The organism is Butyrivibrio sp. AE3006, assembly GCF_000424165.1.
Taxonomy (GTDB): domain Bacteria; phylum Bacillota; class Clostridia; order Lachnospirales; family Lachnospiraceae; genus Butyrivibrio.
This window is the reverse complement of sequence record NZ_AUJJ01000011.1, coordinates 158,224-182,096: the sequence shown is the minus strand read 5'-3', so window position 1 is coordinate 182,096 and position 23,873 is coordinate 158,224. Positions and strand designations below refer to the sequence as shown.

15 protein-coding genes are annotated in these 23,873 nt (G+C 40.3%); 14 read left to right on the top strand and 1 reads right to left on the bottom strand.

From position 1 onward, the window contains the following. Positions 1-101 precede the first annotated feature (101 nt). Positions 102-1,580 carry an ISLre2 family transposase gene (locus tag G603_RS0108035; protein WP_026669892.1) on the top strand — a complete coding sequence of 493 codons (1,479 nt, stop codon included), beginning with the start codon at positions 102-104 and terminating at the stop codon, positions 1,578-1,580. Positions 1,581-2,394: 814 nt separating this feature from the next. Then, positions 2,395-3,966, top strand: a complete 1,572-nt coding sequence (locus G603_RS0108030) for an ATP-binding protein (RefSeq protein WP_026525425.1) — start codon at positions 2,395-2,397, stop codon at positions 3,964-3,966. A 64-nt stretch (positions 3,967-4,030) separates the two neighbouring features. Here G603_RS0108030 and G603_RS19690 read toward each other — a convergent pair whose 3' ends face one another. Then, a complete protein-coding gene (locus G603_RS19690; RefSeq protein WP_035792470.1) occupies positions 4,031-8,302 on the bottom strand; it encodes a 2-hydroxyacyl-CoA dehydratase in 4,272 nt (1,423 codons plus the stop codon). A 216-nt stretch (positions 8,303-8,518) separates the two neighbouring features. Between G603_RS19690 and G603_RS0108020 the strand changes: the two genes are divergently transcribed. The 12 genes from G603_RS0108020 to G603_RS0107965 all read left to right on the top strand — a co-directional run bounded on the left by G603_RS0108020 (position 8,519) and on the right by G603_RS0107965 (position 23,825). Next, positions 8,519-9,388, top strand: coding sequence for a membrane protein (locus G603_RS0108020; RefSeq protein WP_026669891.1), 870 nt, complete (start codon positions 8,519-8,521; stop codon positions 9,386-9,388). A 77-nt stretch (positions 9,389-9,465) separates the two neighbouring features. Beyond that, on the top strand, positions 9,466-10,230 hold the full coding sequence (locus G603_RS0108015; protein WP_026669890.1) for a sigma-70 domain-containing protein: 765 nt from the start codon (positions 9,466-9,468) through the stop codon (positions 10,228-10,230). 13 nt (positions 10,231-10,243) lie between these two features. Continuing rightward, positions 10,244-10,654 carry a hypothetical protein gene (locus tag G603_RS0108010; protein WP_026669889.1) on the top strand — a complete coding sequence of 137 codons (411 nt, stop codon included), beginning with the start codon at positions 10,244-10,246 and terminating at the stop codon, positions 10,652-10,654. 164 nt (positions 10,655-10,818) lie between these two features. Further along, positions 10,819-11,883: a recombinase RecA gene (recA, locus tag G603_RS0108005; RefSeq protein WP_026669888.1), complete on the top strand. Its 1,065-nt coding sequence runs from the start codon at positions 10,819-10,821 to the stop codon at positions 11,881-11,883. A gap of 13 nt (positions 11,884-11,896) precedes the next feature. Next, positions 11,897-12,517, top strand: coding sequence for a regulatory protein RecX (locus G603_RS0108000; RefSeq protein WP_026669887.1), 621 nt, complete (start codon positions 11,897-11,899; stop codon positions 12,515-12,517). Positions 12,518-12,581: 64 nt separating this feature from the next. Continuing rightward, the gene (locus G603_RS0107995) at positions 12,582-14,141 is read left to right on the top strand and encodes a glucosyltransferase domain-containing protein (protein ID WP_026669886.1); all 1,560 of its coding nucleotides are present in this window, start codon (positions 12,582-12,584) and stop codon (positions 14,139-14,141) included. A 147-nt stretch (positions 14,142-14,288) separates the two neighbouring features. Continuing rightward, the gene (gene rny / locus G603_RS0107990; RefSeq protein WP_026523681.1) at positions 14,289-15,842 is read left to right on the top strand and encodes a ribonuclease Y; all 1,554 of its coding nucleotides are present in this window, start codon (positions 14,289-14,291) and stop codon (positions 15,840-15,842) included. 226 nt (positions 15,843-16,068) lie between these two features. Continuing rightward, positions 16,069-18,099 (top strand): hypothetical protein, encoded by a 2,031-nt coding sequence (locus tag G603_RS0107985; RefSeq protein ID WP_026669885.1) that lies wholly within the window; start codon positions 16,069-16,071, stop codon positions 18,097-18,099. 86 nt (positions 18,100-18,185) lie between these two features. Continuing rightward, positions 18,186-18,563 carry a metal-dependent transcriptional regulator gene (locus G603_RS0107980; RefSeq protein ID WP_026523679.1) on the top strand — a complete coding sequence of 126 codons (378 nt, stop codon included), beginning with the start codon at positions 18,186-18,188 and terminating at the stop codon, positions 18,561-18,563. A gap of 235 nt (positions 18,564-18,798) precedes the next feature. Then, complete coding sequence (locus tag G603_RS0107975; RefSeq protein WP_051207627.1) at positions 18,799-20,301, top strand: prolyl oligopeptidase family serine peptidase; 1,503 nt, start codon at positions 18,799-18,801, stop codon at positions 20,299-20,301. A 75-nt stretch (positions 20,302-20,376) separates the two neighbouring features. After that, positions 20,377-22,104 (top strand): RsmF rRNA methyltransferase first C-terminal domain-containing protein, encoded by a 1,728-nt coding sequence (locus tag G603_RS22790; protein ID WP_026669883.1) that lies wholly within the window; start codon positions 20,377-20,379, stop codon positions 22,102-22,104. After that, positions 22,101-23,825: an ABC transporter ATP-binding protein gene (locus tag G603_RS0107965; RefSeq protein WP_026669882.1), complete on the top strand. Its 1,725-nt coding sequence runs from the start codon at positions 22,101-22,103 to the stop codon at positions 23,823-23,825. The genes G603_RS22790 and G603_RS0107965 overlap by 4 nt, the downstream gene beginning before the upstream one ends. The last annotated feature ends 48 nt before the right edge of the window (positions 23,826-23,873 follow it).

The following is a 23,873-nucleotide window of genomic DNA, read 5'->3' as shown; positions in this document are numbered from 1 at the left end:
ATTAGGGTAAATATAGATTCGGAGAAATAAAAAAAGGAAAAGCACCAGCCTTCATGTTAAGATTGAGTTTGCGACAAAAATCTAAAAAGGCGGTGCTTTCCATGTACAACAGTATACTACAGTTTATTCAGAATGATATCAAGGAGATTGAGAAAAATGTCAGAAGTCTCCTTGATGGAGAGAAGGATGCAGCAGATCTTTCAAACGATGTTCATGAGCGTGTGTTAAAGCTTGGATGCAGGCTTATCAGTGAGATATATGAGCAGATTGATGAGGAGATATTCAAGAGCCTTGTAAGAAAGAACAAGTATTATGTCGAGCAGAAGGATATGCCCAGATCTCTTGTTGATGTTATGGGTACCATATCTTTCAAGAGAAGAGGTTATGTACCAAAGCAAGGAGGAGAATACATCTACCTTTTAGACCTGATCATGGGATTCGATGACAACCAGAAAGTCACCATGGCTGCAGCAGCCAAGATACTCGAGGAAGCGGTAGAAAGCAGTTATGCCAAGGCTGGAAAGAAAGTAAATCTGACTGATCAGGTAAGTAAAGAGACAGTCAAGGATATCGTTCATGGACTGGTAGTTGATTTCCCCATAAAGGAACTGCCCGAGAAAAAGAAACTCAAGAATCTCCATATCGTTGCAGATGAGGATCACGTTGCTGCGCAGTTTTGGGATAAAAAGGGTGACCTGAAAATCAGCAGTGCAGGCAATAAGATAAATACCATAATCGATAAGATAATTGTCCTGTTTGAGGATGTAGTAGATGATGCGCCTGAAGACTCAAAGAACCACCGATACAGGCTTGTAGGCAAGCATACTTTCTGTGGGGTATATAAAGGATCAGAGAACAACTATAAGTTCTGGCAGGAAGTCCAGGACTACATATCCGCCAACTATGATCTGGATGTGCTCGAGAGAATCTATGTTGCTGGAGATGGGGCATCATGGATCAGGACAGGCGCTGAAGTTCTTCTGAATGGACGGTTTGTATTGGATAAGTTCCACATGATGAAGTACCTGAACCAATCAGTATGCCATCTGGGAAACGAAGATGAAATGAAAGAATACATGTGGGAATGCATAAATGAAGCTGACAAGAATGGGCTTAAAGAAGCGTTCAGAGCAATACTTGAGGTAACTGATAAAGGCAGCAACAAATACGAAGAGGTAAAGGAAAGCCGGGATTACTTCATGAACAACTGGGATGGAATCGAGATCCGATCTACCGAATCAGGAGGAGCATGGAAGTGCTGTGCAGAGGGACAGGTAAGCCATGTCTTAAGCGACCGGCTCAGCAGCAGACCCATGGGATGGAGTGAGCTGGGCTGCGATAACATCTCAAAGCTCAGAGCGTATACAAGAAACGATGGTAAGATCATAGATCTGCTCAGATATCAGGAAAGGCATCAGACGCTTGAGGCAAAGAGAAAGGAACAGGATGATCTTATAGCTGACATAAAGAGACGTCAGAATGGATGGGATTATGCAGATAAACTGAATACCCATGTGTTGGGCTTAGAGAAAACAAGCATGAAATGGCTTAAAGATATCATAGATCAGAAACTTGCTTAAAAAGGAAGCCAGAGGCTGACGCCTCTGCCCTTGAATAAAGTGCGCTGAGGCGCACAGATATCCTTGATCTGCTTGACTACAGAATATCTGTCAGGAAATATCTGTCAACCCTGCGCACGGCGCACCGCAAAGCGGCTTTGGGGTTGACTGATATTTACTGGCAGATAAAGTAGTCAACAAGCAGACCAAGGAATATAAGCGGAACACAAGGTTCCGCAGGGAACAAACGGCTAGGGGCTGGTAACGGGGGCTTCAGTGCTGTATAATAACGGAGACAAAGTCTGATCTTAAATGATTCCGGGTGTATTCCACCCTTTTGTTTCCGAATTTTGATTTACGCTATCATTGTTGGAAGCTGAATTGACAGAAAAAAACGAAAATGATATTATTAAAGTACAGAAATGCGTAACGCCGGATTGCTCACATTAATTGTGATTTGAGGAGAAAAGCATCAGAGAAATCTGGTGCTTTTATTTTTTTGCTTTTGAGTTTGAAATATAGATTAAAAAGCTATTCCTTCAGAGGATAATTCCGGAAGCGACGATTCCGGATCAGATGAAGATCATTCATCAGATTCTGGTGATGAAGGAAGCGGTGACTCAGGCAATTCCGATTCACCGGCATCAATGGATGCAGCCGTGCCTGACACTCCCAAGCAGGATGGCGATGAGTGATATTTTTAATATATGTTTACAAGTGATAATAGCTAGCGCATAACGCGCTGGCTATTACTTTTTAATCTGCGGAAATATTGCCGCTGAAATTATTAGAATGTATAATCTTTATATGAAAAGATGCTTGGGAGGAATCTACCATGGAAAGAAAACTTCCGGTAGGAATACAGGGATTCGTTAAGCTAAGAACAGATAATTTTCTATATGTGGACAAAACAGAATTTATATACAGACTGGTACATAACAATGTACCTTATTTCCTGAGCAGACCGAGGCGATTTGGAAAAAGTCTGCTTTTAAGTACTATGAAAGCATACTGGGAAGGTAAAAAAGAATTATTCCATGGGCTTACTATTGAAAAACTAGAAGCAGATAATTCAGATGCATGGAAAGAATATCCGGTATTTTACTTTGATTTTAACGGAACAAATTATAACGAAGAAGGTGCTTTAGAAAAAAAGCTTTCTTTTATTCTTCAAGGACTGGAAGATTATTATCACGTTGAAAAGAAAGAAAACTCTCTGTCTGAAAGATTTGTGAATCTTTTGAAAACAGCTAATGAATCTACCGGACTTCGCTGTGTTGTACTTGTTGATGAATACGATAAACCACTTCTTGATGTTGTAGATAATATAGATATACAGGAACATAATAAAAGTGTTTTCAAAGGATTTTTCAGTAATCTTAAGAGCTGTGATGAATATATACAGTTTATATTTATCACGGGGGTATCTAAGTTTCATAAGGTTAGTATCTTTAGCGATTTAAATCAACTAAGAGATATTTCTTTGGATGAAGATTATGCGGCACTTTGCGGACTTACGGAGAAAGAAATAAGAGAAAGCTTTGAACCTGAGATAAAAGTTCTTGCAGATAAGCAGGAGATGACAGAAGATGAATGCCTTGCTGCCCTAAAGAAGTATTATGATGGTTATCATTTTCATCAGACTGGAGAGGGCGTTTATAATCCGTACAGTGTGTTATCTGCATTGTTTTCAAAGGATTTTGGCGCCTACTGGTTTGAGACAGGTACACCTACATTTCTGATAAAAAACATTAAGGAAAGTAATTTCGATTTAAGGAAATTTACAGACCGAACTATTTATACTAATGAATCTGTGCTTAAGGACTATACCGGAGATACATTAGATATAGTTCCGCTTCTTTATCAGACAGGATATTTGACTATAGCGGATTTTGATCGCACTGACAGGGAATATACGTTGTCATTTCCAAACGAAGAAGTTAAATATGGCTTTATGCAGAGCTTGATGCCGGAATATGTCAGAAATTGTGGCTCAGGATCAGGGCTCGACATATTTACACTTCGCCGTTATGTGAAAAATGGGGATCTTGATAATATTAAAAATGTCCTGACCGGTCTATTTGCTAATATTACATATACGCTGGATTCGGATCCATTTGAACATTATTTCCAAGCGGTAATCTATCTTGTATTTACATTATTGGGGCAATATGCCATATGTGAGATGCATACGTTTAATGGACGTATAGACTGCGTTCTGGAATCAGCAAAGTATATTTATATTTTTGAATTCAAAAGGGATGATTCTGCTGATTCAGCTCTTAAGCAAATTGAGGATAACGGGTATGCACTTCCGTTTAAAGCAGATCCTAGAAAATTATTTAAGATTGGTGTAGCTTTTAATTCTGAAAAGAGGATGTTATCTGACTGGAAAGTGTGCGAATAGATATACAGAATAGTTGGAGATTTTGTAAAAAACAGGAGGTGGTAATACCACCTCCTTCATTTTATTATGAAATTGCTTTATTCTCAGCCTGTTCGTAGTCTACACTTGCTTTTTGGTGGGCGGTAGAGAGCATGAGCTTAATTCTGTTAAGCTGGTTAACTTCGCTGGCACCGGGATCGTAGTCGATGGCTACGATGTTGCAGTCAGGATAGAGGTGACGCATCTGCTTGATAACACCCTTACCGACTACGTGGTTAGGCAGGCAGCCAAAGGGCTGTGTACATACGATGTTTGAAGCACCTTCTTTGATGAGCTCGACCATCTCGCCTGTAAGGAACCAACCTTCACCTGTCTGGTTACCGATGGAAACGATGGGCTTAGCATATTCAACGAGCTTATAGATGCTTGTAGGCGCATCGAAGTGAACACTGTTCTTAAATGCTTTGGCAGCACCGCCGCGGAGCTTCTCAAGAGCATAGATTCCGGCTCTGCAGAAAGCTTTTGTCTTTTTGCTTGTACCAAGGTAGTCTGCCTTGTAAATCTGGTTGTAGAAGCAGTAGAGCATGAAGTCCAAAAGATCAGGAACAACTGCCTCAGCGCCTTCTGATTCAAGAAGCTCAACCAGGTGGTTGTTAGCAGCGGGAGCAAACTTAACAAGGATCTCACCAACTATACCTACTCTTGGTTTAACTTCATCTGTGATCTCGATACGGTCAAAGTCTTCAACTATCTGGCGGCACATTTTCTGGAATTTTATGAAGCTCATGTGCTTAGCAGATACAAAATCGATACATTTTTTCTTCCACTTTTCATGAACTGCTTCGACAGAACCCTTAACTTTTTCATAGGGACGCATGCGATATACGCATCTCATGAAAATATCGCCAAATACTGCAGCGTAAGCAGCTCTTTCCAGCATCTCAAAGTTGATATGGAATCCAGGATTACTCTCAAGCTTACTAAGGTTAAGAGATACAACAGGAATATGCTCAAGACCTGCTTTTTTAAGAGCACGTCTGATGAATCCAACATAGTTGGTAGCACGGCATCCGCCACCTGTCTGACTCATGAGGACTGCTGTTTTATTAAGGTCATATTTTCCTGAAAGCAACTCGTCCATGATCTGACCAACAACCCAAAGGGAAGGGTAGCAGGCATCGTTATTAACATACTTAAGACCCATATCGATGGCGTGCTTGTTATCATTCTGCATTACCACCATGTTATAACCGCAGGCAGAAAGTGCATGCTCGAGGATGTCAAAGTGAATAGGTGACATCTGAGGTACCAGGATAGTGTATTTATCCCTCATGTCTTCTGTAAAGAGAACTCTCTTATGAGCTGTACTCTCAATTGTGCGTTCTCTAAAGCCCTGCTGTTTGCGTACTCTGATGGCAGCCAGAAGTGAACGAACACGAATTCTTGCACTTCCAAGGTTATTTACTTCATCAATCTTAAGGCAGGTGTAGATTTTATCTGAGCCTGTAAGGATATCATTAACCTGATCTGTTGTTACTGCATCAAGACCGCAACCAAAGGAGTTGAGCTGGATTAGATCCAGGTCATCTCTTGTGCGAACATAGCTTGCCGCTGCATAGAGACGAGAGTGGTACATCCACTGATCTGATACGATAAGCGGTCTCTCAGGAGCTCCAAGGTGTGAGATGGAGTCCTCTGTAAGAACAGCCACGCCATAAGAACAGATCATATCAGGAATACCGTGGTTGATCTCAGGATCAACATGGTAAGGACGACCTGCTACTACGATACCGTGAGCATTGTTTTCCTTGATCCAGCGAAGAGTTTCTTCACCTTTCTTACGAACATCATCTCTGGCTTTTGCCATTTCATCCCATGCCTTTGAGGATGCAGCGATGATCTCATTTGCGGAAATTTCTGAGAATTCCCTAACAAGTGCATCTGTAACAGTTTTAAGAGATGCGAAGGACATGAAAGGATTTCTCAGCTTCATTTTGCCTTCTGTAATTGCTTCTACATTATTTTTAATGTTCTCAGAATAAGAAGTTACGATGGGGCAGTTATAGTGGTTGGTTGCACCATCAACTTCATCGCGCTCATAAAAAAGTCCGGGATAGAAGATAAAATCTACGTTGTTTTTAATGAGCCACTCAATATGTCCGTGAGAAAGCTTTGCAGGATAACACTCAGACTCACTGGGAATTGATTCGATTCCAAGCTCGTAAATCTGATGAGTTGATCTGGGTGATAAAACAACGCGATATCCAAGCTCTGTGAAGAAGGTAAACCAGAAAGGATAGTTCTCATAGAAATTGAGGACCCTCGGAATACCTACTGTACCTCTGGTTGCCTGAGCTTCATCGAGAGGCTTATAGTCAAATATTCTCTTATATTTATATTCGAACAGATTGGGAACACCTGCAGCGTTCTTGGTCTTGCCGATTCCACGCTCACATCTGTTTCCTGAAATGTGCTGACGTCCACCTGTGAACTTATTAATTGTAAGACGGCAGTGGTTTGTACAACCCTGACACTTTGTCATGCTGGTTGTATACTCAAGCTTCTGAATCTGATCAATTGTAAGCATTGTGGTCTTTTCGCCGTTCTTTTCATGGAAACGGTCTCTCGCAATAAGAGCAGCACCGAAAGCACCCATGATTCCTGCGATGTCAGGTCTTGTAACCTGAGCTCCGGATATTTTCTCAAAGGCTTTAAGGACAGCATCGTTATAGAAAGTACCACCCTGAACAACTATGTGCTCGCCAAGGTCCTTTGCATCAGATACCTTAATAACCTTGAAAAGGGCGTTCTTGATAACGGAATAAGCAAGACCTGCTGAAATGTCAGCAACAGATGCGCCTTCTTTCTGTGCCTGCTTAACTCTGGAATTCATAAATACTGTACATCTTGTTCCAAGGTCTACGGGAGACTCAGCAAAAAGGGCAACTTTGGCGAAATCCTGAACACTGTAATTAAGGGATTTTGCAAAGGTCTCGATAAAGCTTCCGCAACCTGATGAGCAGGCTTCGTTAAGCTGTACACTGTCTACTGTATTATTCTTGATATGAATACACTTCATGTCCTGACCGCCGATATCAAGGATACAATCAACCTCAGGATCAAAGAATGCAGCTGCGTTGTAGTGGGCGATAGTCTCAACTTCACCTTCATCAAGCATAAGAGCTGACTTAAGGAGAGCTTCGCCGTATCCTGTAGAGCATGAACGTGCGATAGTAACGCCTTCAGGCATAAGCTTGTAAATCTCTTCAATTGAACTGATGGCAGTCTTAAGAGGACTTCCGTTGTTACTAGAATAGAAGGAATAGAGAAGATCGCCGTCTTCTGATACGAGTGCGCATTTGGTTGTGGTGGAACCTGCATCTATTCCAAGGAAAGCGTTACCCTTGTAGTTGTCTAAAAGTGCAGTTTTTACTCTGTAGTTATTCTGTCTGTCAAGGAATGCTTTGTACTCATCCTCGGACTCGAAGAGAGGCTCAAGACGTGAAACCTCGGCTGCCATTACAATCTTGTGTGAAAGTTTGCCGATCATATCTGTCATGGAGTAGTGAGTGTCTTCGCTTGCATTCATAGCAGAACCGATTGCTGCAAAAAGGTGAGAATTATCTGTATCTATTACGTGCTCGTCATCCAGTGAAAGAGTGCGGATGAAAGCAACCTTAAGCTCTGAAAGGAAATGAAGAGGACCGCCAAGGAATGCAATGTGTCCTCTGATAGGCTTTCCGCAGGCAAGTCCGCTTATGGTCTGATTTACAACTGCCTGGAAAATAGATGCAGCAAGATCCTCCTTGGTAGCACCTTCATTAATAAGAGGCTGAATATCTGTTTTTGCAAATACACCGCAGCGGGCAGCAATTGTATAGAGGTTCTGATATTTTTTCGCATACTCATTAAGACCGGGAGCATCTGTCTGAAGAAGAGATGCCATCTGGTCTATAAATGAACCTGTACCACCGGCGCAGATACCATTCATTCGCTGCTCGACGTTACCGCCTTCAAAATAAATGATCTTGGCATCCTCGCCGCCAAGCTCAATTGCTACATCTGTTTTGGGAGCAAGTGACTTAAGAGCAGTGGATACAGCTATAACTTCCTGTACAAAAGGAACTTCAAGATGACCTGCCAGTGTAAGACCGCCGGAACCTGTGATAACAGGGTGGAGTGTTACATTGCCGCATTTCTTGGCACAATCCTGAAGGAGTCCTAAGAGAGTCTCCTGGATATTGGCATAATGACGTCTGTAATCTGAAAAGATGATGTTCCTCTCAGCATCGAGAAGTGCAATTTTAACGGTAGTTGAACCGATGTCAATTCCTAAAGTGTAATCTCTTGAAATCATGAATAAAACCTCTGAAAAAATATAATTATCTATTGTTTCTTATTATAATGCACTAAAGCGCATTCCAATGAATTATACTATTGAAAGTCTTAAAAATCAATTGAGCATCTGTAGAAGAAGTGCTTTTGAGAATGGGCTTAATTGTGCAATTCTCCCGTGCAAATGAATTCATGTTATGTTAAACTTTCATAGAATACAAAAGCGAGGTGAATCTTAATGAGTAATTTCGAAAAGAAATTTGGAAAATATGCAATAGATAATCTTACTATTAAGCTGATTATTTGCTATATCATAGGATACGTGCTGTCTTATGCGCCCTTGAAGGTGAATATTCTTGGATTTCTAACACTTAATCCTGCCCTTATTTTGAAGGGACAGGTATGGAGACTTTTTACCTGGATTTTTATCCCTCCCACTGAGTCTAATCTGTTTTTTATCCTTATAATGCTGTATTTTTACTATTCAATAGGAACGACCATGGAGCGCGTATGGGGTAAATACAGATATAATCTGTATATTTTCACAGGCTTTATCCTTATGATAGTAGCTGCATTTTTATCATATCTGGTTCTTTACTTCCAGTATGGCAGGGTGGCATCCTATGCAGCTGAGACAATGGTTTTCCTTTCAGCGAGCTTTAATACATACTATATAAATATGTCCATTTTGCTGGCTTTTGCAGCTACGTTTCCGGACAATGTGATTCTGTTTATGTTTATCATTCCTCTTAAGATGAAGTGGCTTGGAATATTCTATGCAGCATATCTTGTATACGAGGCCGGTTCTTATATCTATCACGGTGTAGCTTTTGCCTGCTTCCCGATACTGGCTTCACTTTGCACCTTTGGAATATTCTGGCTTACATCCGGAAGATTTATGCATTTAAGGCCCAGAGAAGTTAAGAGACGCAATGAATTCAAGCGCTCCGTAAAAATGACACCTCCCGGAGTTACCAAGCATAAGTGTGCATTTTGCGGCAGAACAGAAGAGGATGATCCTAATCTTGAGTTCAGATTCTGCTCAAAATGTAACGGTAATTATGAGTATTGCCAGGATCATCTTTTTACCCATACCCATGTAAAATAAGGTGTACGAATTATTGTACACATTGTGAGTATAATAAAAATTAATCGAATTCGAATAAATGTCAGAAAGTAGGAAATATGAGTAATCTTGAGAACAAAGAACAGCTTTTTGCACAGCTTTTATCAGACATCACCAAAAGTGCAAGAAAAAATGGCGGTGTGACCACTGAGGAAGAGATCAGGGATGCATTTTCTGAGCTTGAACTCACTGATGAACAGTACGACCTTATTAAGGATTATCTGAAAAAACACAATATCGGAATTGATGAGGCTATCGACGCTTCTGAATATCTGACAGCAGAGGAGTCAGGCTATCTTGAGAATTATCTCGAAGAGCTTTCCTTTATTGAAATGGTCACTGATGGTGAGAAGGAAGCTCTTATTATATCAGCTATGGCTGGAGATGTTTCTTCACAGAAGAAGCTTATTGAGGTAAGTCTTCCCATGGTGGTTGATATTGCAAAGCTTTATGCAGAGCAGGGCGTTTTGTTAGAGGACCTTATTGGTGAAGGTAATATAGCGCTTACCAAGGCTGTAGGTGAATTATCCGGTATTGAAGACCATAAGGAATGTGACGGATTTCTTGCTCAGATGGTAATGGATGCCATGGAGAATGCCATTGAGGATGATGCTGCCGAAGCATCAAGAGGCATGAAAGCAGTTAAGCTTGTGGAAGAAGTAGCAGAGAAAGCAAAAGAGCTGGCTGAAGAACTCAGGAGAAGCTGTACTGTAGAGGAGCTTGCTGAGGAAACAGGCATGGAGATATCTAAGATCCTCGAAGCGATCAAGGCTTGTGGCAATCAGATAGAGGATATCGATTATAAGCCTGAGAAATCTGAATGAGAGGCTCTGAGACATGTACAACATTTCCAACGAAGATGACTTCAAATATGTAATGCAGGATGTTTCAAGATATTATTTCGGTGCCAGAATGAATTATGCAGAGATAATCGATAATGATATGGCACCCTTTAAACTCAAGACAATTCTTGAGAGATATATTTTGAGGGATATTGAGCGGGATACAACTCTTGAGAGCGGACTGTATTATATGAACGAGGAGAGCCCTGAATACAAGGTTTTTAAGCAGCTTAAGGCCAGAATCAGAGTATCTCAGCTAAAAAACGGCAAAAGCGACAGGTATCAGGAAAAATTATATTCTGTAAATGAACTTGTTGATATCGCACCTGAGGAGAAGGAAAAGAAGGGGATGATTATCAGAGAGCTGGTAATTTCTAAGCTTGCGCTGTTTGCATTCACGGTATAAGAAAAAGCTTTAAATTTGGGGATTGACACTTTATATATGATTGTGTAATATTCATAAGTCTTTATTTTTGGCGAATCGCTATTTTAATCCCTTTTTGTGTTGACAAAAACGAACACTTGTTTTATTATGATTGCAGAACGTTTGTTCTGAGAAGGAGAAATGGTATGGAAAGAGAAGATAAACAGAAAGCATTAGAAGCAGCACTTGGTCAGATTGAGAAGCAGTTCGGTAAGGGAGCAGTCATGAAGCTGGGCGATTCATCAGCTCAGATGAATGTTGAAACTACACCTACAGGCTCACTTAGTCTTGATATTGCACTTGGACTTGGTGGTATTCCCAAGGGACGTATTGTTGAGATTTATGGTCCTGAGTCCAGTGGTAAGACCACAGTTACTCTTCATATGATTGCAGAGGTTCAGAAGCGCGGTGGTATCGCCGGTTTCATCGATGCAGAGCACGCTCTTGATCCTGTATATGCCAAGAACATTGGCGTAGATATAGATAACTTATATATTTCACAGCCCGATTCCGGTGAGCAGGCCCTTGAGATCTGTGAGACCATGGTTAGATCAGGAGCTGTTGATATCGTTGTTGTTGACTCAGTAGCAGCACTTGTTCCCAAGGCTGAGATTGACGGTGACATGGGCGATTCTCATGTAGGTCTTCAGGCAAGACTTATGTCACAGGCTCTTCGTAAGCTTACTGCTGTGATCAGCAAGTCCAATTGTACGGTTATTTTCATCAACCAGCTTCGTGAGAAGGTTGGCGTTATGTTTGGTAATCCTGAGACTACAACCGGTGGCCGTGCACTTAAGTTCTATTCATCAGTTCGTATGGATGTAAGACGTATTGAGACACTTAAGCAGGGCGGAGAACCCATTGGTAACAGAACAAGAGTCAAGATCGTTAAGAATAAGATTGCGCCTCCTTTCAAGGAAGCTGAATTTGATATTATGTATGGTAAGGGAATTTCTTACACAGGTGATGTTCTTGACCTTGCTGCAAGCACAGATATCGTAAATAAGAGTGGTGCTTGGTATCAGTACAATACTGACAAGATCGGACAGGGACGTGAGAATGCTAAGCTTTACCTCGAAGAGCATCCCGATGTACTTGCTGAGATTTCCGCTCAGGTTAGAGAGAAGTTTGGACTCCAGGGTGATCCTGCTACAGCAGAAGAGCCTAAGGAAGCACCTGCTAAGAAATCATCCAAGGCATCTAAGGAATAATGAGGAATAATTCATGATCGTTTCCGGAATAGAACCTTTTGATAATAAGCGTTCGAAGATTTTTATCGATGGAGAATTTGCATTTGTTCTCTATAAGGGTGAAATAAGGGACTATCATATTAAGACAGGCGAAGAGATTTCTTCGCCTGTTTTAAATGAGATAACCGGTGAAGTTATACCCAAAAGAGCCAAAAAGAGAGCCATGAATCTTCTTCAAAAAAGAGACTACACAGAATATAAGCTCACAGAGAAATTAAGAGAAGGCTTATACAGTGACGAGATAATTGCAGATACCATAGAGTTCCTTAAATCTTATCATTATCTTGATGATGAGAGATATGCTGATGATTACATCAGATATCATCTTAATGATAAGAGTAGGAGCAGGATCAGACAGGATCTTATGCAGAAGGGCATTAGATCTGAGATTGTTGACAGAGTCTTAGATGAGGCGCTTTGTGATGAGCAGGAAGATCCCGAGATTAAGCTTGTTACCAATTTTTTGATCAAAAAGCATTTTACTTCAGATATGCCTTATGAGGAGAAGCAGAAAATAATGGCTTTTCTATATAGGAAAGGTTTTTCTTCCGATGCTATCCATCGGGCTATGTCCTCTGACAGATTTGAGGAATAAACATATTTTGGTATTATCTGCTATAATGATTTAGCAGATTTACAAAATGGAGGATTGTTATTAGATGGACGATAGCAGAGTAATCCCTGACTATTTTAAGAATATATTAGGTAAGCTTGAGCTTAAGTATAAGTACACATTTTTCACAGGGCTGGTTGTTGGAATTCTTGTTCATTTTCTTATGATATCCAATAAGATTACCAACCTTGACGATATCGTATGTGTGCCCGGCGTAGGCGGTGGTAAGGTTCTTGGCAGATGGTTCCAGGAGCCTGTTCATGACCTTTTTTCGCCCTGGTCTTCACCTGCTCTTAACGGAATAATGTCAATTATTATTCTGTCTATTGCTGCATGTGTTATAGTATCGGTTCTTGATATTAAGAGCATTACCGGAGCAGTTCTTGTACCTGTGATTATGATGACTCTTCCGAGTACTGCCAGTAATATGTATTATATGTACCTTGCGCCTACCTTTGCGCTTGCTATTCTTGCCAGTACTCTGAATGTGTATCTGATAATAAAGTATAAGTTTGGATGGATTTTGGGAGCTGTTTTACAGTTCTTTAGTATGGCTTGCTATCAGGCGTATTTTGGTCTTGCAACATCCCTTCTTGTTCTTGCATTTATTATCAAACTTATTGATGGAAATAAAGTGGACTCAGTAGTACGTTGTGGTATCAGAAGTCTGGTGGGACTTATCATTGCCATGGGCGGATATATTATCAGCCTTAAGTTTATTGATTTGAGCGATTATAAGGGACTTGATAATATCGGAGGATCCTCCATAACGGATATTATATATGCGGTTTTAAGGGCATATCACAGAGTTATTCAGTATTTTGTTACATCGCCTGAAAGCTTTATGGCCTATGCTCCCACATATATAAATATTATTCTTGTGGGTCTTTGCCTTATTGCACTGGTTATTTTGATGATTAAAAAGAAGGTGTTTACAGAGATTTCAAGAGGAATCATTTTAATTATCCTACTTGGAATTTTCCCTCTTGCTCTTGGACTTGTTTATGTAATGGCGCCTGAGCTTTCACATGCATCTACAGTAATGATCTATTCTTACTCTGCATTTTACTTTATGCTGATAGCTTTTGCAGAGAGACTTATGCAGATGCCTGACAGAAATAAGCTTTGCGGCATTATTTCTGCACTTATAGTTATTGCTCTTATTTCGGAATCCTATGCCTGCGGCAGAGTAGTGAACAACGCATATTACAGAAGCTATATTGCACAGAGAAGAACAGAGCAGTATTACAACAGAATTATTGTAAAGCTTGAGGAAACAGAAGGCTATCAATACGGTGATCCTTTCGTTATTTTAGGAGGTTTTTATCCTAATCCTGTTCCGATTGCAAGTCATAACATGAATGGTAAACAGCTGGCAGATTTTGAAGGTGCCACCTACGAAGATTTATTGTTCCTGCCAAACGAGAGAGAGCGTTTTATTCAGATCTACCTCGGCGTTGAGACAGGAGATATCATGTCTGTGGAAGATAAGGGTAAGCTGATGGAGACGGAAGAATTCAAAAATATGCCCAGTTTCCCTGCCGATGGATGCGTTCAAAAAATAGATGGAATCTGGGTTCTAAAGATCGCAGAAAATGATGGCTAAGCAGCATTAGATACCTTACATTCTCTTGACACAGAGCGCTTTCAAGCGTAAACTTAATTTGTTGTTATATTGTATGAACTACGGACTTTTTTAGTTGTTTTATACAAAATATCGTACAATGAAAATTGAATAAGGAGGTGCTCCTGTATGCCTACAGTTATATTTGTAGCATTAGCAGCTCTTGCCGGAGTACTTGTTACTTTTGTTTTCATGACGGTGCGTCAGAAGAACATCGATGCGCAGAATGAGAGCAAGATTGGCAGTGCGGAAGAACGGGCAAGAAAAATCATCGACGATGCTGTTCGAGCAGCTGATGAATCAAAGCGCGAAAAACTCCTGGAAGTAAAAGAAGAATCACTTAAGACAAGAAATGAACTTGAAAAAGAAGTGAGGGATAGGAGAGCAGAGGTTCAGCGTTCAGAACGCAGAGTTCAGCAGAAGGAAGAGAACGTCGAGAAGAGATCGGAAGCAATTGAGAAGAAAGAGGCCAGTTTAAATGCCAGAGAAGAGGCATTGAACAAGAAAACGCAAGAGGTTGCGAAGCTTGATGAACAGAGACGACAGGAACTTGAGAAAATCTCAGGCTTAACCTCCGAGCAGGCAAAAGAGTATCTTTTAAAGATTGTTGAAGATGACGTAAAGCATGAATCCGCTGTAATGATCAAGAACATGGAAGCGGAAGCAAAGGAAGAAGCTGATAAGCGCGCTAAGGAGATCGTGGTAAATGCGATCCAGAGATGCGCAGCTGATCATGTTTCAGAGACAACTATTTCAGTTGTACAGTTACCTAACGATGAAATGAAGGGCCGCATCATTGGTAGAGAGGGAAGAAATATCAGAACTCTTGAGACAATGACAGGTGTTGATCTTATAATAGATGATACACCGGAAGCAGTAGTTATTTCTGGATTTGATCCCATCAGAAGAGAGGTCGCTCGAATCGCTCTTGAGAAGCTGATTGTGGATGGACGTATCCATCCTGCCAGAATCGAAGAGATGGTTGAGAAGGCTCAGAAGGAAGTGGCTAACAAGATTAAGGAAGAGGGTGAGAATGCTGCACTTGAGGCAGGCGTTCATGGTCTTCATCCTGAAATCATTAAATTGCTTGGCCGTATGCGTTTCCGTACCAGTTATGGACAGAACGCCCTTAAGCATTCTGTTGAAGTATCACAGCTTTGTGGTCTTATGGCATCAGAGCTTGGACTCGATGTTCGTATCGCAAAGAGAGCAGGTCTTTTACATGACATAGGTAAATCTGTGGACCATGATATGGAAGGCTCACATATCTCACTTGGTGTAGATATCTGTAAGAAGTATAAAGAAACAGCAATCGTCATTAACGCAGTCGAGGCTCATCACGGAGATGTTGAACCTCAGTCTCTAATAGCTGTTATAGTACAGGCAGCTGATACAATTTCAGCAGCAAGACCTGGTGCAAGAAGAGAAACTCTTGAGACCTATACCAGCAGACTTAAAGAGCTTGAAGAGATCACTAACAGCTTTAAGGGAGTTGATCACTCATTTGCTATTCAGGCCGGAAGAGAAGTCAGAGTAATGGTAGTTCCTGAACAGGTAAGCGATTCCGATATGGTATTGATGGCAAGAGATATTGCCAAGAAGATCGAGAACGAGATGGAATATCCCGGACAGATCAAGGTTAATATCATCAGGGAGAGCAGAGCAACTGATTACGCAAAGTAATTTGATTCAGAACAAAAATGGAACCGATGTGTTAGAAATAGCACATCGGTTTTTTTATCTTATAAGTATTATTGGTCTCTTATTTTGAATAGACATTATTCAAGTCCTAATTAAATATAGTATGTCTGTATTCTTGTGCATGGAATTTTTAATTCTGATGCATATATTAATATGATTGAGCGATAAAACTCGTTATAATACATATTTTTTATATGGAGGTTATATCATGCCAAGAAAAGTGATGAATGACAAACAGCGCGCAGCAATTACAAATTTGAAAAGTACAGCTAAGGCCCAGAGCTCAGATGTATGGAGAGAAGAACTTTACACCTTAAATAACTATATTCAGGATGCACCTGAAAATGATGAAATTGCTGATGTAATGACTGAGTGCATCAAGGAAGAGATTTTTCCTACAGATAAGGATGGTAACCTCGATTACGATGGCATCGAGAATTTTTTCACTAACCTTGGTAGACATTCTGTAAAGCTTGAAAGTGAATATCTTAAAGGTCTTGCAGAGGATCCTCAGAGTTTAAAAGGCCCCGAACATGGAAAGTCACAGCGTCCCAAGGAGTTTATGGCAACTGCCAAGTCATTTCTTGAAGGCGATGAAGTCATTAGCAAATTCAATGAGGGTGTCGACGATTTTAATAGTAAATTAAAGCGCAATGAGAAATATAAGAGCAGAGTTAAGATTACGCCCAAGCAACTCCAGACGTGGTTTGATTCCGGAAGAAAGTATGCTTTGGACAGAAGCAGAACAACTAAAGAAATTATCGATAATTCTGAGAAAATCCAGAAAGTATGCCAGGATAAAATAGGCATCAGTACAGAAGATCTCGCCAATGAGCAGAAGTCTGCCTATGGCAAGTTTGTTCAGGATGAGAAAAAACTTGAAGCTGAAAAACTTGATGGGCTTCTTAAAGCTGATTTGAAGGTAGAAGCCGAGCCTGAAGATATAAAAGTTGAGAACAAGCCCGAACAGATAAAGGTTGAGAATGATCAGAATGAGATAAAGGTTGAGAATAATCAGAATGAAATAAACGTTGAGAATAAGCCTGAGGAAATAAAAATTGAAGCCGGGCCTGAAATAAAGAATGAAGAAATAATCGACGTAAACAAGGCCAATAACATCAATTTAATCAATGAAGATGATGAAGATAAAAAAGAAGATGAAAAGGAAGATGAAAAGGAAGATGTAAAAGAAGAAGTTTATGTTAATGCCGGTGAAGATGATCTGATATTTGACTTTAACGGCAATCAGATGAATTTAAATAGTGTTCTCAATAAAGGAAAGATTATTAAGGAGAGAACTAAGACTGAGTCTGCTCTAAAGAATATCACTGATCTTCAGGATGATTTTAATCAGAATAAGCTTCCTGAAGATATACATATCGAATTTGCAAAGGATTGTAATACCCGAATACAGGAACTTGAGCATGATCTTCGAATGTCAAAGAAGTTTGCCGGTATTAACAACCCTAAAACCCATGTGGATTCAACGGATTTCTTTGAGCCTATGATGTCAGCATCTGCAGACTTAAGAGGAGCCATTGTAAATAAAAAAATGACTGTTGAAGAGAAGGAACAATGTTTTGATAACCTTATCAATAAGTGCGACAGATATATAAATAAGCGCTCATGGGGAATTTTTAACATCTTTAAGTCTACTGAAGGGAACCAAAGAATTGCTTATGCCCGCGATCTTAAGGCATATGCAAAACAATTGAAAAAACAGTATTTTAATAAGATGAAAATATCCGAACTTAATCATGAACTCAATGAATTTGGCAAAAAAGACTTTAGTAAAATGACTCACAATGAAGTAAGTGATACCTTCAGAGAGTTTAATGCTCTGGAAGCAAGAGCGTTAAATGCTAACGGTGGTGTAATACCAAAAGAAACTTCTCAAAGAATGATTGATCTTAGAGGTGCGGAAGAAGAATTTGATGCTTATAAAGTAGACTATATGTTAAAAAGCAACAAAAATCTTACTGGCATTTACAAAGATGATGTTGCAAACAGGGCGCATGATTTGCATGCTGAACATAAAACTCTCGGGGAAATTATTAAGGAAGAGAAAGGCGTCAAAAAGACTGATGCTATGCATGTTCTTGATAATATCAATAAAAAGAACGGGGCTCACAAAAAGCATGAAAAGAAAAAGCATTCCGATGTTGTTAAAAATATGAATGGAAATCAGATTCAGCAGGAACCGCTTAAGAATAATAATCTGATAAATAATAATCATTAATCTTAAACAATATTGTGGAATTCGCCTGATGAATGAAGTACAATTTAATTTATGGATAGTAAAAGCAAATATCATTGGAGGGTATCATGCACGAATCAGGTGAAGACTATATCGAAACAATATATTTACTTAAAAAGAAGAATGGTTATGTAAGATCTATAGATGTAGCAAATGAGCTTAATTTTTCAAGGCCCAGTGTATCAAGGGCTGTTGGTATTCTTAAAGAGAACGGCTTCATAACAGTTAAGGAGGGCGGAGAGCTTGAACTCACTGATATTGGTCTTAAGAAGGCAAAGAGTGTATATGAAAGGCATACGAACCTCACCAAATTCCTTATGCTGACAGCGGGGGTTAATGAGGAAGTTGCTGAAAATGATGCCTGCAGAATTGAGCATATCATTAGTCCGGAGACCTTTAAGGGAATTAAGAAATACGTAAAAGAACATAAAGAGGAATTAGCTTAATTATGATGCGTGTTTTAGGAAACGCATTTGCAAGGTAAAAAATCAGATATTTTGCATGTCAAAAATCCTTCACGGAAAAGTCGAAAATTGACTATTGATTGTCAGAAATCGACTCTTTTTAGAAGGATTTTTTTACGTTAAGGTATATTCGTTCGAAAAAAGCAAGGGACTTTTTGCGAACTGAAGGTTTTGAAAATGAGGGGAATGAAGTATTGGGAGGTATTTTTAGGGAATTATGAAAAGAAGGGTACTTGCATCATCCCTGATTCTTATGGTGACGTTTGGAACTATTGGATGTGGGACGACAACGCAGAATGCTGAGTCTACAGAAGTAGCGTCAGAAGCTGTCAGTGAAGCTTTGGCAGAAGCTGAAGAAACAGTAGAAGAAACAGTAGAAAGCACAGAAACAGAAGCTGAAGAAACGGTAGAAAGTACTAAAAAGGAAGAGGAGAACGAAAACATGGGTAATGCATTAAAGGGAACACAGAAGGTAGTAGTTATTGGACAGGATTATGGCCCTGCTGTATCTAAGACAATAGTAAAGCTTGATGAGAAGATAAGCAGCGATTCAGTAAGTGCTGACAGCTTCAAGGTTGTGGAGACAAAGGAGAGCTTCAACTGGGCTGCGCTTACTCCCGGATCAAAAGAGGATTCTTCAAAGCATATAGAACTGGAAACAGAAAGAGTTGTAACTGATGCTTACACAAGTGATGAGAATGGTGAGAAAGCTGATTCTTCAGAGTATGTAACACTTGAACTTATGTATAATCCTGAGGTTGGATCACCTTTTTGCTATGATCTTTTCAAAGGTAATAACACAATCTGTAATCCCTATGACCTTGAAGTATCACTTAAAGATGGTCAGACCATAAAGACAGATGCAGGTGAAGCTGTAAGTGCAATCGATGTTGATAAGAAGGTTGATTTCGACAACGCAATTTACCCTGACCTTGCAAACACTGATATTACAGGTAAATTCACAGGTACAGATGGAAAGACTCTTTGCTATGCTTCTTATGAGCCTGAGGACGACGGAGTAAAGCATGCTCTTGTTATCTGGCTTCACGGCGCAGGAGAAGGCGGAGCAGATCCTAGACTTAATACTCTTGGTAATAAAGTAACGCCTCTTTTTGGAGAAGAATTCCAGAAGGTAATGGGCGGAGCTTATGTTCTTGCACCTCAGTGTCCTACATTCTGGATGCAGTATAAGGAAGAGGGCGATTGGATGGATAACCCGGGTACAGACTCAATTTTCCTTCCTACACTTAAAGAGCTTATAGATGATTATGTAGCAGCTCACGAGAACATTGATGCAGACAGAATCATCATCGGCGGATGCTCAAACGGCGGATACATGACCATGGATATGATTCTTAACTATCCTGACTTCTTCGCAGCTGCTTATCCTGTATGTGAAGCTTATAACGACAAGGGAATAACTGATGAGCAGCTTGCAGCTATTAAGGATCTTCCTGTTTGGTTCATTTATGCAGAGAATGACACAACAGTTAATCCTAAGCAGTTCGAGGAACCTACAATCAAGAGGCTTTCAGAGATAAGTGAGAATGTTCACACCAGCGTATTTAAGGATGTACACGACACATCTGATACCTTCAAGGGCCAGGATGGACAGCCTTATCAGTACATGGGGCACTGGTCATGGATATACTTCTTCAACAATGAGTGCGAAGAAAATGGTGTAAACATGTGGCAGTGGATGTCAGAGCAGCATAGATAATGAAAAGTTTGAGTGGCAGTCAATATCAATAGTTGGCTGCCGCTTTTTATTATGGTTTATGCTATAATAATCGCTATGAGTTTAGATAAATTATTTGAAAAAAGAATAAAGTCCATGCTCAGTAATGAGTATGAGGCGTTTGAGAAAGCCTTGGAAAAAGAGCCCGTTAAGGCAATCAGGATAAATGCGCTTAAGTGCACAAAATCCGAAAGTAAGGCCAGTGTTTATGCAGCAGAATCTTATAATGTGAGCTCAGCTAACGATTTGAAAAACTATGCGTCAGATATCCTTACTAAAAGCGGTGCAAAACTATCCGAAAATATAGCCTGGGAGCCAAATGGTTTTTCCTACGAAGGTGGGACGCCCGGAAAACATCCATATCATGAAGCAGGCGTCTACTATATTCAGGAGCCAAGCGCCATGTCTCCTGTAGCATATCTTGATCCTAAGCCCGGAGAAAAGATTCTGGATCTATGCGCAGCTCCCGGTGGTAAAAGCACCCAGATTGCATCAAGGATGATGGGTGAGGGAATACTTGTTACAAATGAGATAGATAAAAAGAGGGCTCAGATTCTGTCTCTTAATGTTGAGAGGTGCGGAATCAGAAATGCTCTTGTAACCAATATGAGACCTGAGCAGTTATCGGAAGTTTTTGAGGGATATTTTGATAAGATCCTTGTAGATGCGCCGTGTTCCGGTGAAGGGATGTTTCGTAAAAACGATGAAGCTGTTTCTAACTGGAGTGCCGAGAATGTTGAACTTTGCGCAAACAGACAGACGGATATCCTAAGGGAAGCTGTGAAGATGCTTGCTCCCGGTGGAAGGCTTGTGTACTCAACCTGTACATTTGCTCCGGAAGAGGATGAACTACAGACGGCAAGACTTCTAAAGATGGGTATGAAGCCTGTAAAAATCGACCTTTTCGAAGGTATGATTCCCGGAGATATTGAGAATATACATAAGGCATTTAATGCCACTACGGCTAGCTCGGATCATTCAAATGCAGAATCAAACGATAATGATTTATACGACCTTATAAATGAACCATTATCAGATGCAGATGAGAAGATATCATTAGAAGAAATCACCGAAAACATCAGTATCTGTACGTCTAGGCTCTGGCCCCATAAGATTAAGGGCGAGGGACATTTTCTTGCGGTATTTACAAAGGATGGCGATATTTCACTTAACGCAGGACTTTACGGAGTAAATGGTAAAGTTAAAGCTGTGAAGCAGGGTGATGTAGACCCGTTTGCTGATTTTGTAGAAGGCTTCCTTAAAAATGTTCAGATAGTAGATGAGTCAGAAATAGCCGCTGAAGCTTCTGGCACGTCTGAAACAGATGAAACTTCTGCCAAAAAACAAAAAGGCAAGGATAAGAATAAAGCAAACAAAAAGAATAAAAAGGGTTCAAAAGGAGCACTAAAGCTTACAGGTGCTTTAAAAGGCACGCTCTTTATGTTTGGCGAACAGCTTTATCTTGCACCTGATGGAATGCCCGGAATAAACGGACTTACGGTTATGAGACCCGGACTTCATCTTGGAACCATGAAAAAGGACAGATTTGAGCCATCACATTCACTAGGCCTTGCATTGTCTGCAGAAGATGTGACGTATAGCTATAATCTCGATTCGGATTCTCCAGAAGTGATGAAATTCATCGGCGGTGAATCCCTTAGAGTGCCTGGACTTGAAAATGGATGGTACCTCATTACCACAGATGGCTACAGCCTTGGATGGGCAAAATACGCCGGAGGAACCCTTAAGAATCATTATCCGAAAGGACTTAGGATTTATACATGAATAAATTACTTAAATACTTAAAAGACTACAAATTAGAAGCTATATTGGGACCGCTTTTTAAGCTCCTTGAAGCCACATTCGAACTCATTGTTCCGCTTGTTGTTGCTAAAATCATCGACGTTGGAATTGGTACAGGAAACAAGATTTATTCCCTTAGAATGTCCCTGGTTCTTATTCTTTTAGGAGCTGTAGGCTATATTTGTTCAGTGACTGCCCAGTATTTTGCCGCAAAAGCATCGGCTCTTTTTGCTGCAAAAGTTAAGAGCGACTTATTCAAAAATATTCAGAGTCTTTCCTACGACCAGATTGACAGACTTGGAACCACATCACTTATAACCAGAATGACCAGTGATATGAACCAGGTTCAGTCTGTTGTTAATCTGTCTCTTAGACTGCTTCTGAGATCACCCTTTGTAGTATTTGGTGCCATGGTAATGGCATTTACGATTGATTTTCATCAGGCACTTATTTTCCTTGTGACTATCGCAATTTTATCCGTGGTAGTCTTTGGAATCATGCTTTGGGGGATCCCCAGATATAAGATGGTGCAGGCTCGTCTTGATAAGGTTCTTGGTCTTACAAGAGAAAACTTATCCGGTGTGAGAGTGATAAGGGCATTTTCCAGAGAAAACGAGGAAGTGCAGAATTTTAAAGAAAAAAATGACGCTCTCACAAAGCTTCAGGAGCACGTTGGCAGAGTATCAGCTCTCATGAATCCTGCAACCTATGCAATCCTCAATTTCGCTATAATCATTTTGCTAAAATCAGGAGCTGATAAGGTTTATACAGGAGTTCTTACAACTGGTGCCGTAGTTGCTCTTTACAACTATATGTCACAGATACTTGTTGAGCTTATTAAAATGGCCAATCTGATAATTAACATAACAAGAGCCATAGCCTGCGGAAACAGAATTCAGGCAATGCTGGATGAAAAGAATTCCATGGCTGAGGGAACAGAAGATGCCCTTACTCAGGGAGAGGCAGATACCGTGATTTCCTTTGAGGATGTATCTCTAAGATATAACGGAGGTAAAGAGGATTCTCTAGAGCACGTAAGTTTTTCAGCAAAACAGGGTGAATCAATCGGCATTATCGGCGGAACCGGATCCGGAAAAACTACGCTCATTAACCTGATTCCCAGGTTTTATGATGCGACAGGCGGCGTAGTTAAATTCAAAGGAAAAGATGTACGTGAGTATACAACGTCTTCACTTCGAAATGTGGTAGGAATTGTTCCTCAGAAGGCCGTTCTTTTCAAAGGAACTGTCAGAGACAATCTTAAATGGGGAAATGAAAATGCCACAGACGAAGAGATGTGGGAGGCTATCAAAGCTGCACAGGCTGTAGACGTAGTAAAAGGCAAAAAGGGAGAGCTGGATGCGGAAATAACTCAGGGCGGAAAAAATCTCTCCGGAGGTCAGAAACAGAGACTTACCATAGCAAGAGCCCTTGTTAAAAAGCCTCAGATAATAATTCTTGATGACAGTTCATCGGCGCTGGATAACATGACTGACAAGAATTTGAGAAAAGCCATTAGCGAGCTTTCCTATAATCCTGTGACTTTCATAGTTTCCCAGAGGGCTTCATCAATTAGGTTCTGTGACAAGATCATCGTTCTTGATGATGGCCAGGTTTGCGGTATCGGAACACACGAAGAGCTTATTGAAAACTGCGAAGCTTACAGAGAGATTTATGAATCTCAGTATGGAAAGATAAGTTGATACAGGCAGAATCTTAAGAAGATTTTAAAAAATGATTAATTAGATTTA

What these genes read in the sequence shown, in the direction of transcription:
- G603_RS0108035 (WP_026669892.1), top strand. Translation starts at nt 102, where the DNA reads ATGTACAACAGTATACTACAGTTTATTCAGAATGATATCAAGGAGATT.
- G603_RS0108030 (WP_026525425.1), top strand. Translation starts at nt 2,395, where the DNA reads ATGGAAAGAAAACTTCCGGTAGGAATACAGGGATTCGTTAAGCTAAGA.
- G603_RS19690 (WP_035792470.1), bottom strand. Translation starts at nt 8,302, where the DNA reads ATGATTTCAAGAGATTACACTTTAGGAATTGACATCGGTTCAACTACC.
- G603_RS0108020 (WP_026669891.1), top strand. Translation starts at nt 8,519, where the DNA reads ATGAGTAATTTCGAAAAGAAATTTGGAAAATATGCAATAGATAATCTT.
- G603_RS0108015 (WP_026669890.1), top strand. Translation starts at nt 9,466, where the DNA reads ATGAGTAATCTTGAGAACAAAGAACAGCTTTTTGCACAGCTTTTATCA.
- G603_RS0108010 (WP_026669889.1), top strand. Translation starts at nt 10,244, where the DNA reads ATGTACAACATTTCCAACGAAGATGACTTCAAATATGTAATGCAGGAT.
- recA (WP_026669888.1), top strand. Translation starts at nt 10,819, where the DNA reads ATGGAAAGAGAAGATAAACAGAAAGCATTAGAAGCAGCACTTGGTCAG.
- G603_RS0108000 (WP_026669887.1), top strand. Translation starts at nt 11,897, where the DNA reads ATGATCGTTTCCGGAATAGAACCTTTTGATAATAAGCGTTCGAAGATT.
- G603_RS0107995 (WP_026669886.1), top strand. Translation starts at nt 12,582, where the DNA reads ATGGACGATAGCAGAGTAATCCCTGACTATTTTAAGAATATATTAGGT.
- rny (WP_026523681.1), top strand. Translation starts at nt 14,289, where the DNA reads ATGCCTACAGTTATATTTGTAGCATTAGCAGCTCTTGCCGGAGTACTT.
- G603_RS0107985 (WP_026669885.1), top strand. Translation starts at nt 16,069, where the DNA reads ATGCCAAGAAAAGTGATGAATGACAAACAGCGCGCAGCAATTACAAAT.
- G603_RS0107980 (WP_026523679.1), top strand. Translation starts at nt 18,186, where the DNA reads ATGCACGAATCAGGTGAAGACTATATCGAAACAATATATTTACTTAAA.
- G603_RS0107975 (WP_051207627.1), top strand. Translation starts at nt 18,799, where the DNA reads ATGAAAAGAAGGGTACTTGCATCATCCCTGATTCTTATGGTGACGTTT.
- G603_RS22790 (WP_026669883.1), top strand. Translation starts at nt 20,377, where the DNA reads ATGAGTTTAGATAAATTATTTGAAAAAAGAATAAAGTCCATGCTCAGT.
- G603_RS0107965 (WP_026669882.1), top strand. Translation starts at nt 22,101, where the DNA reads ATGAATAAATTACTTAAATACTTAAAAGACTACAAATTAGAAGCTATA.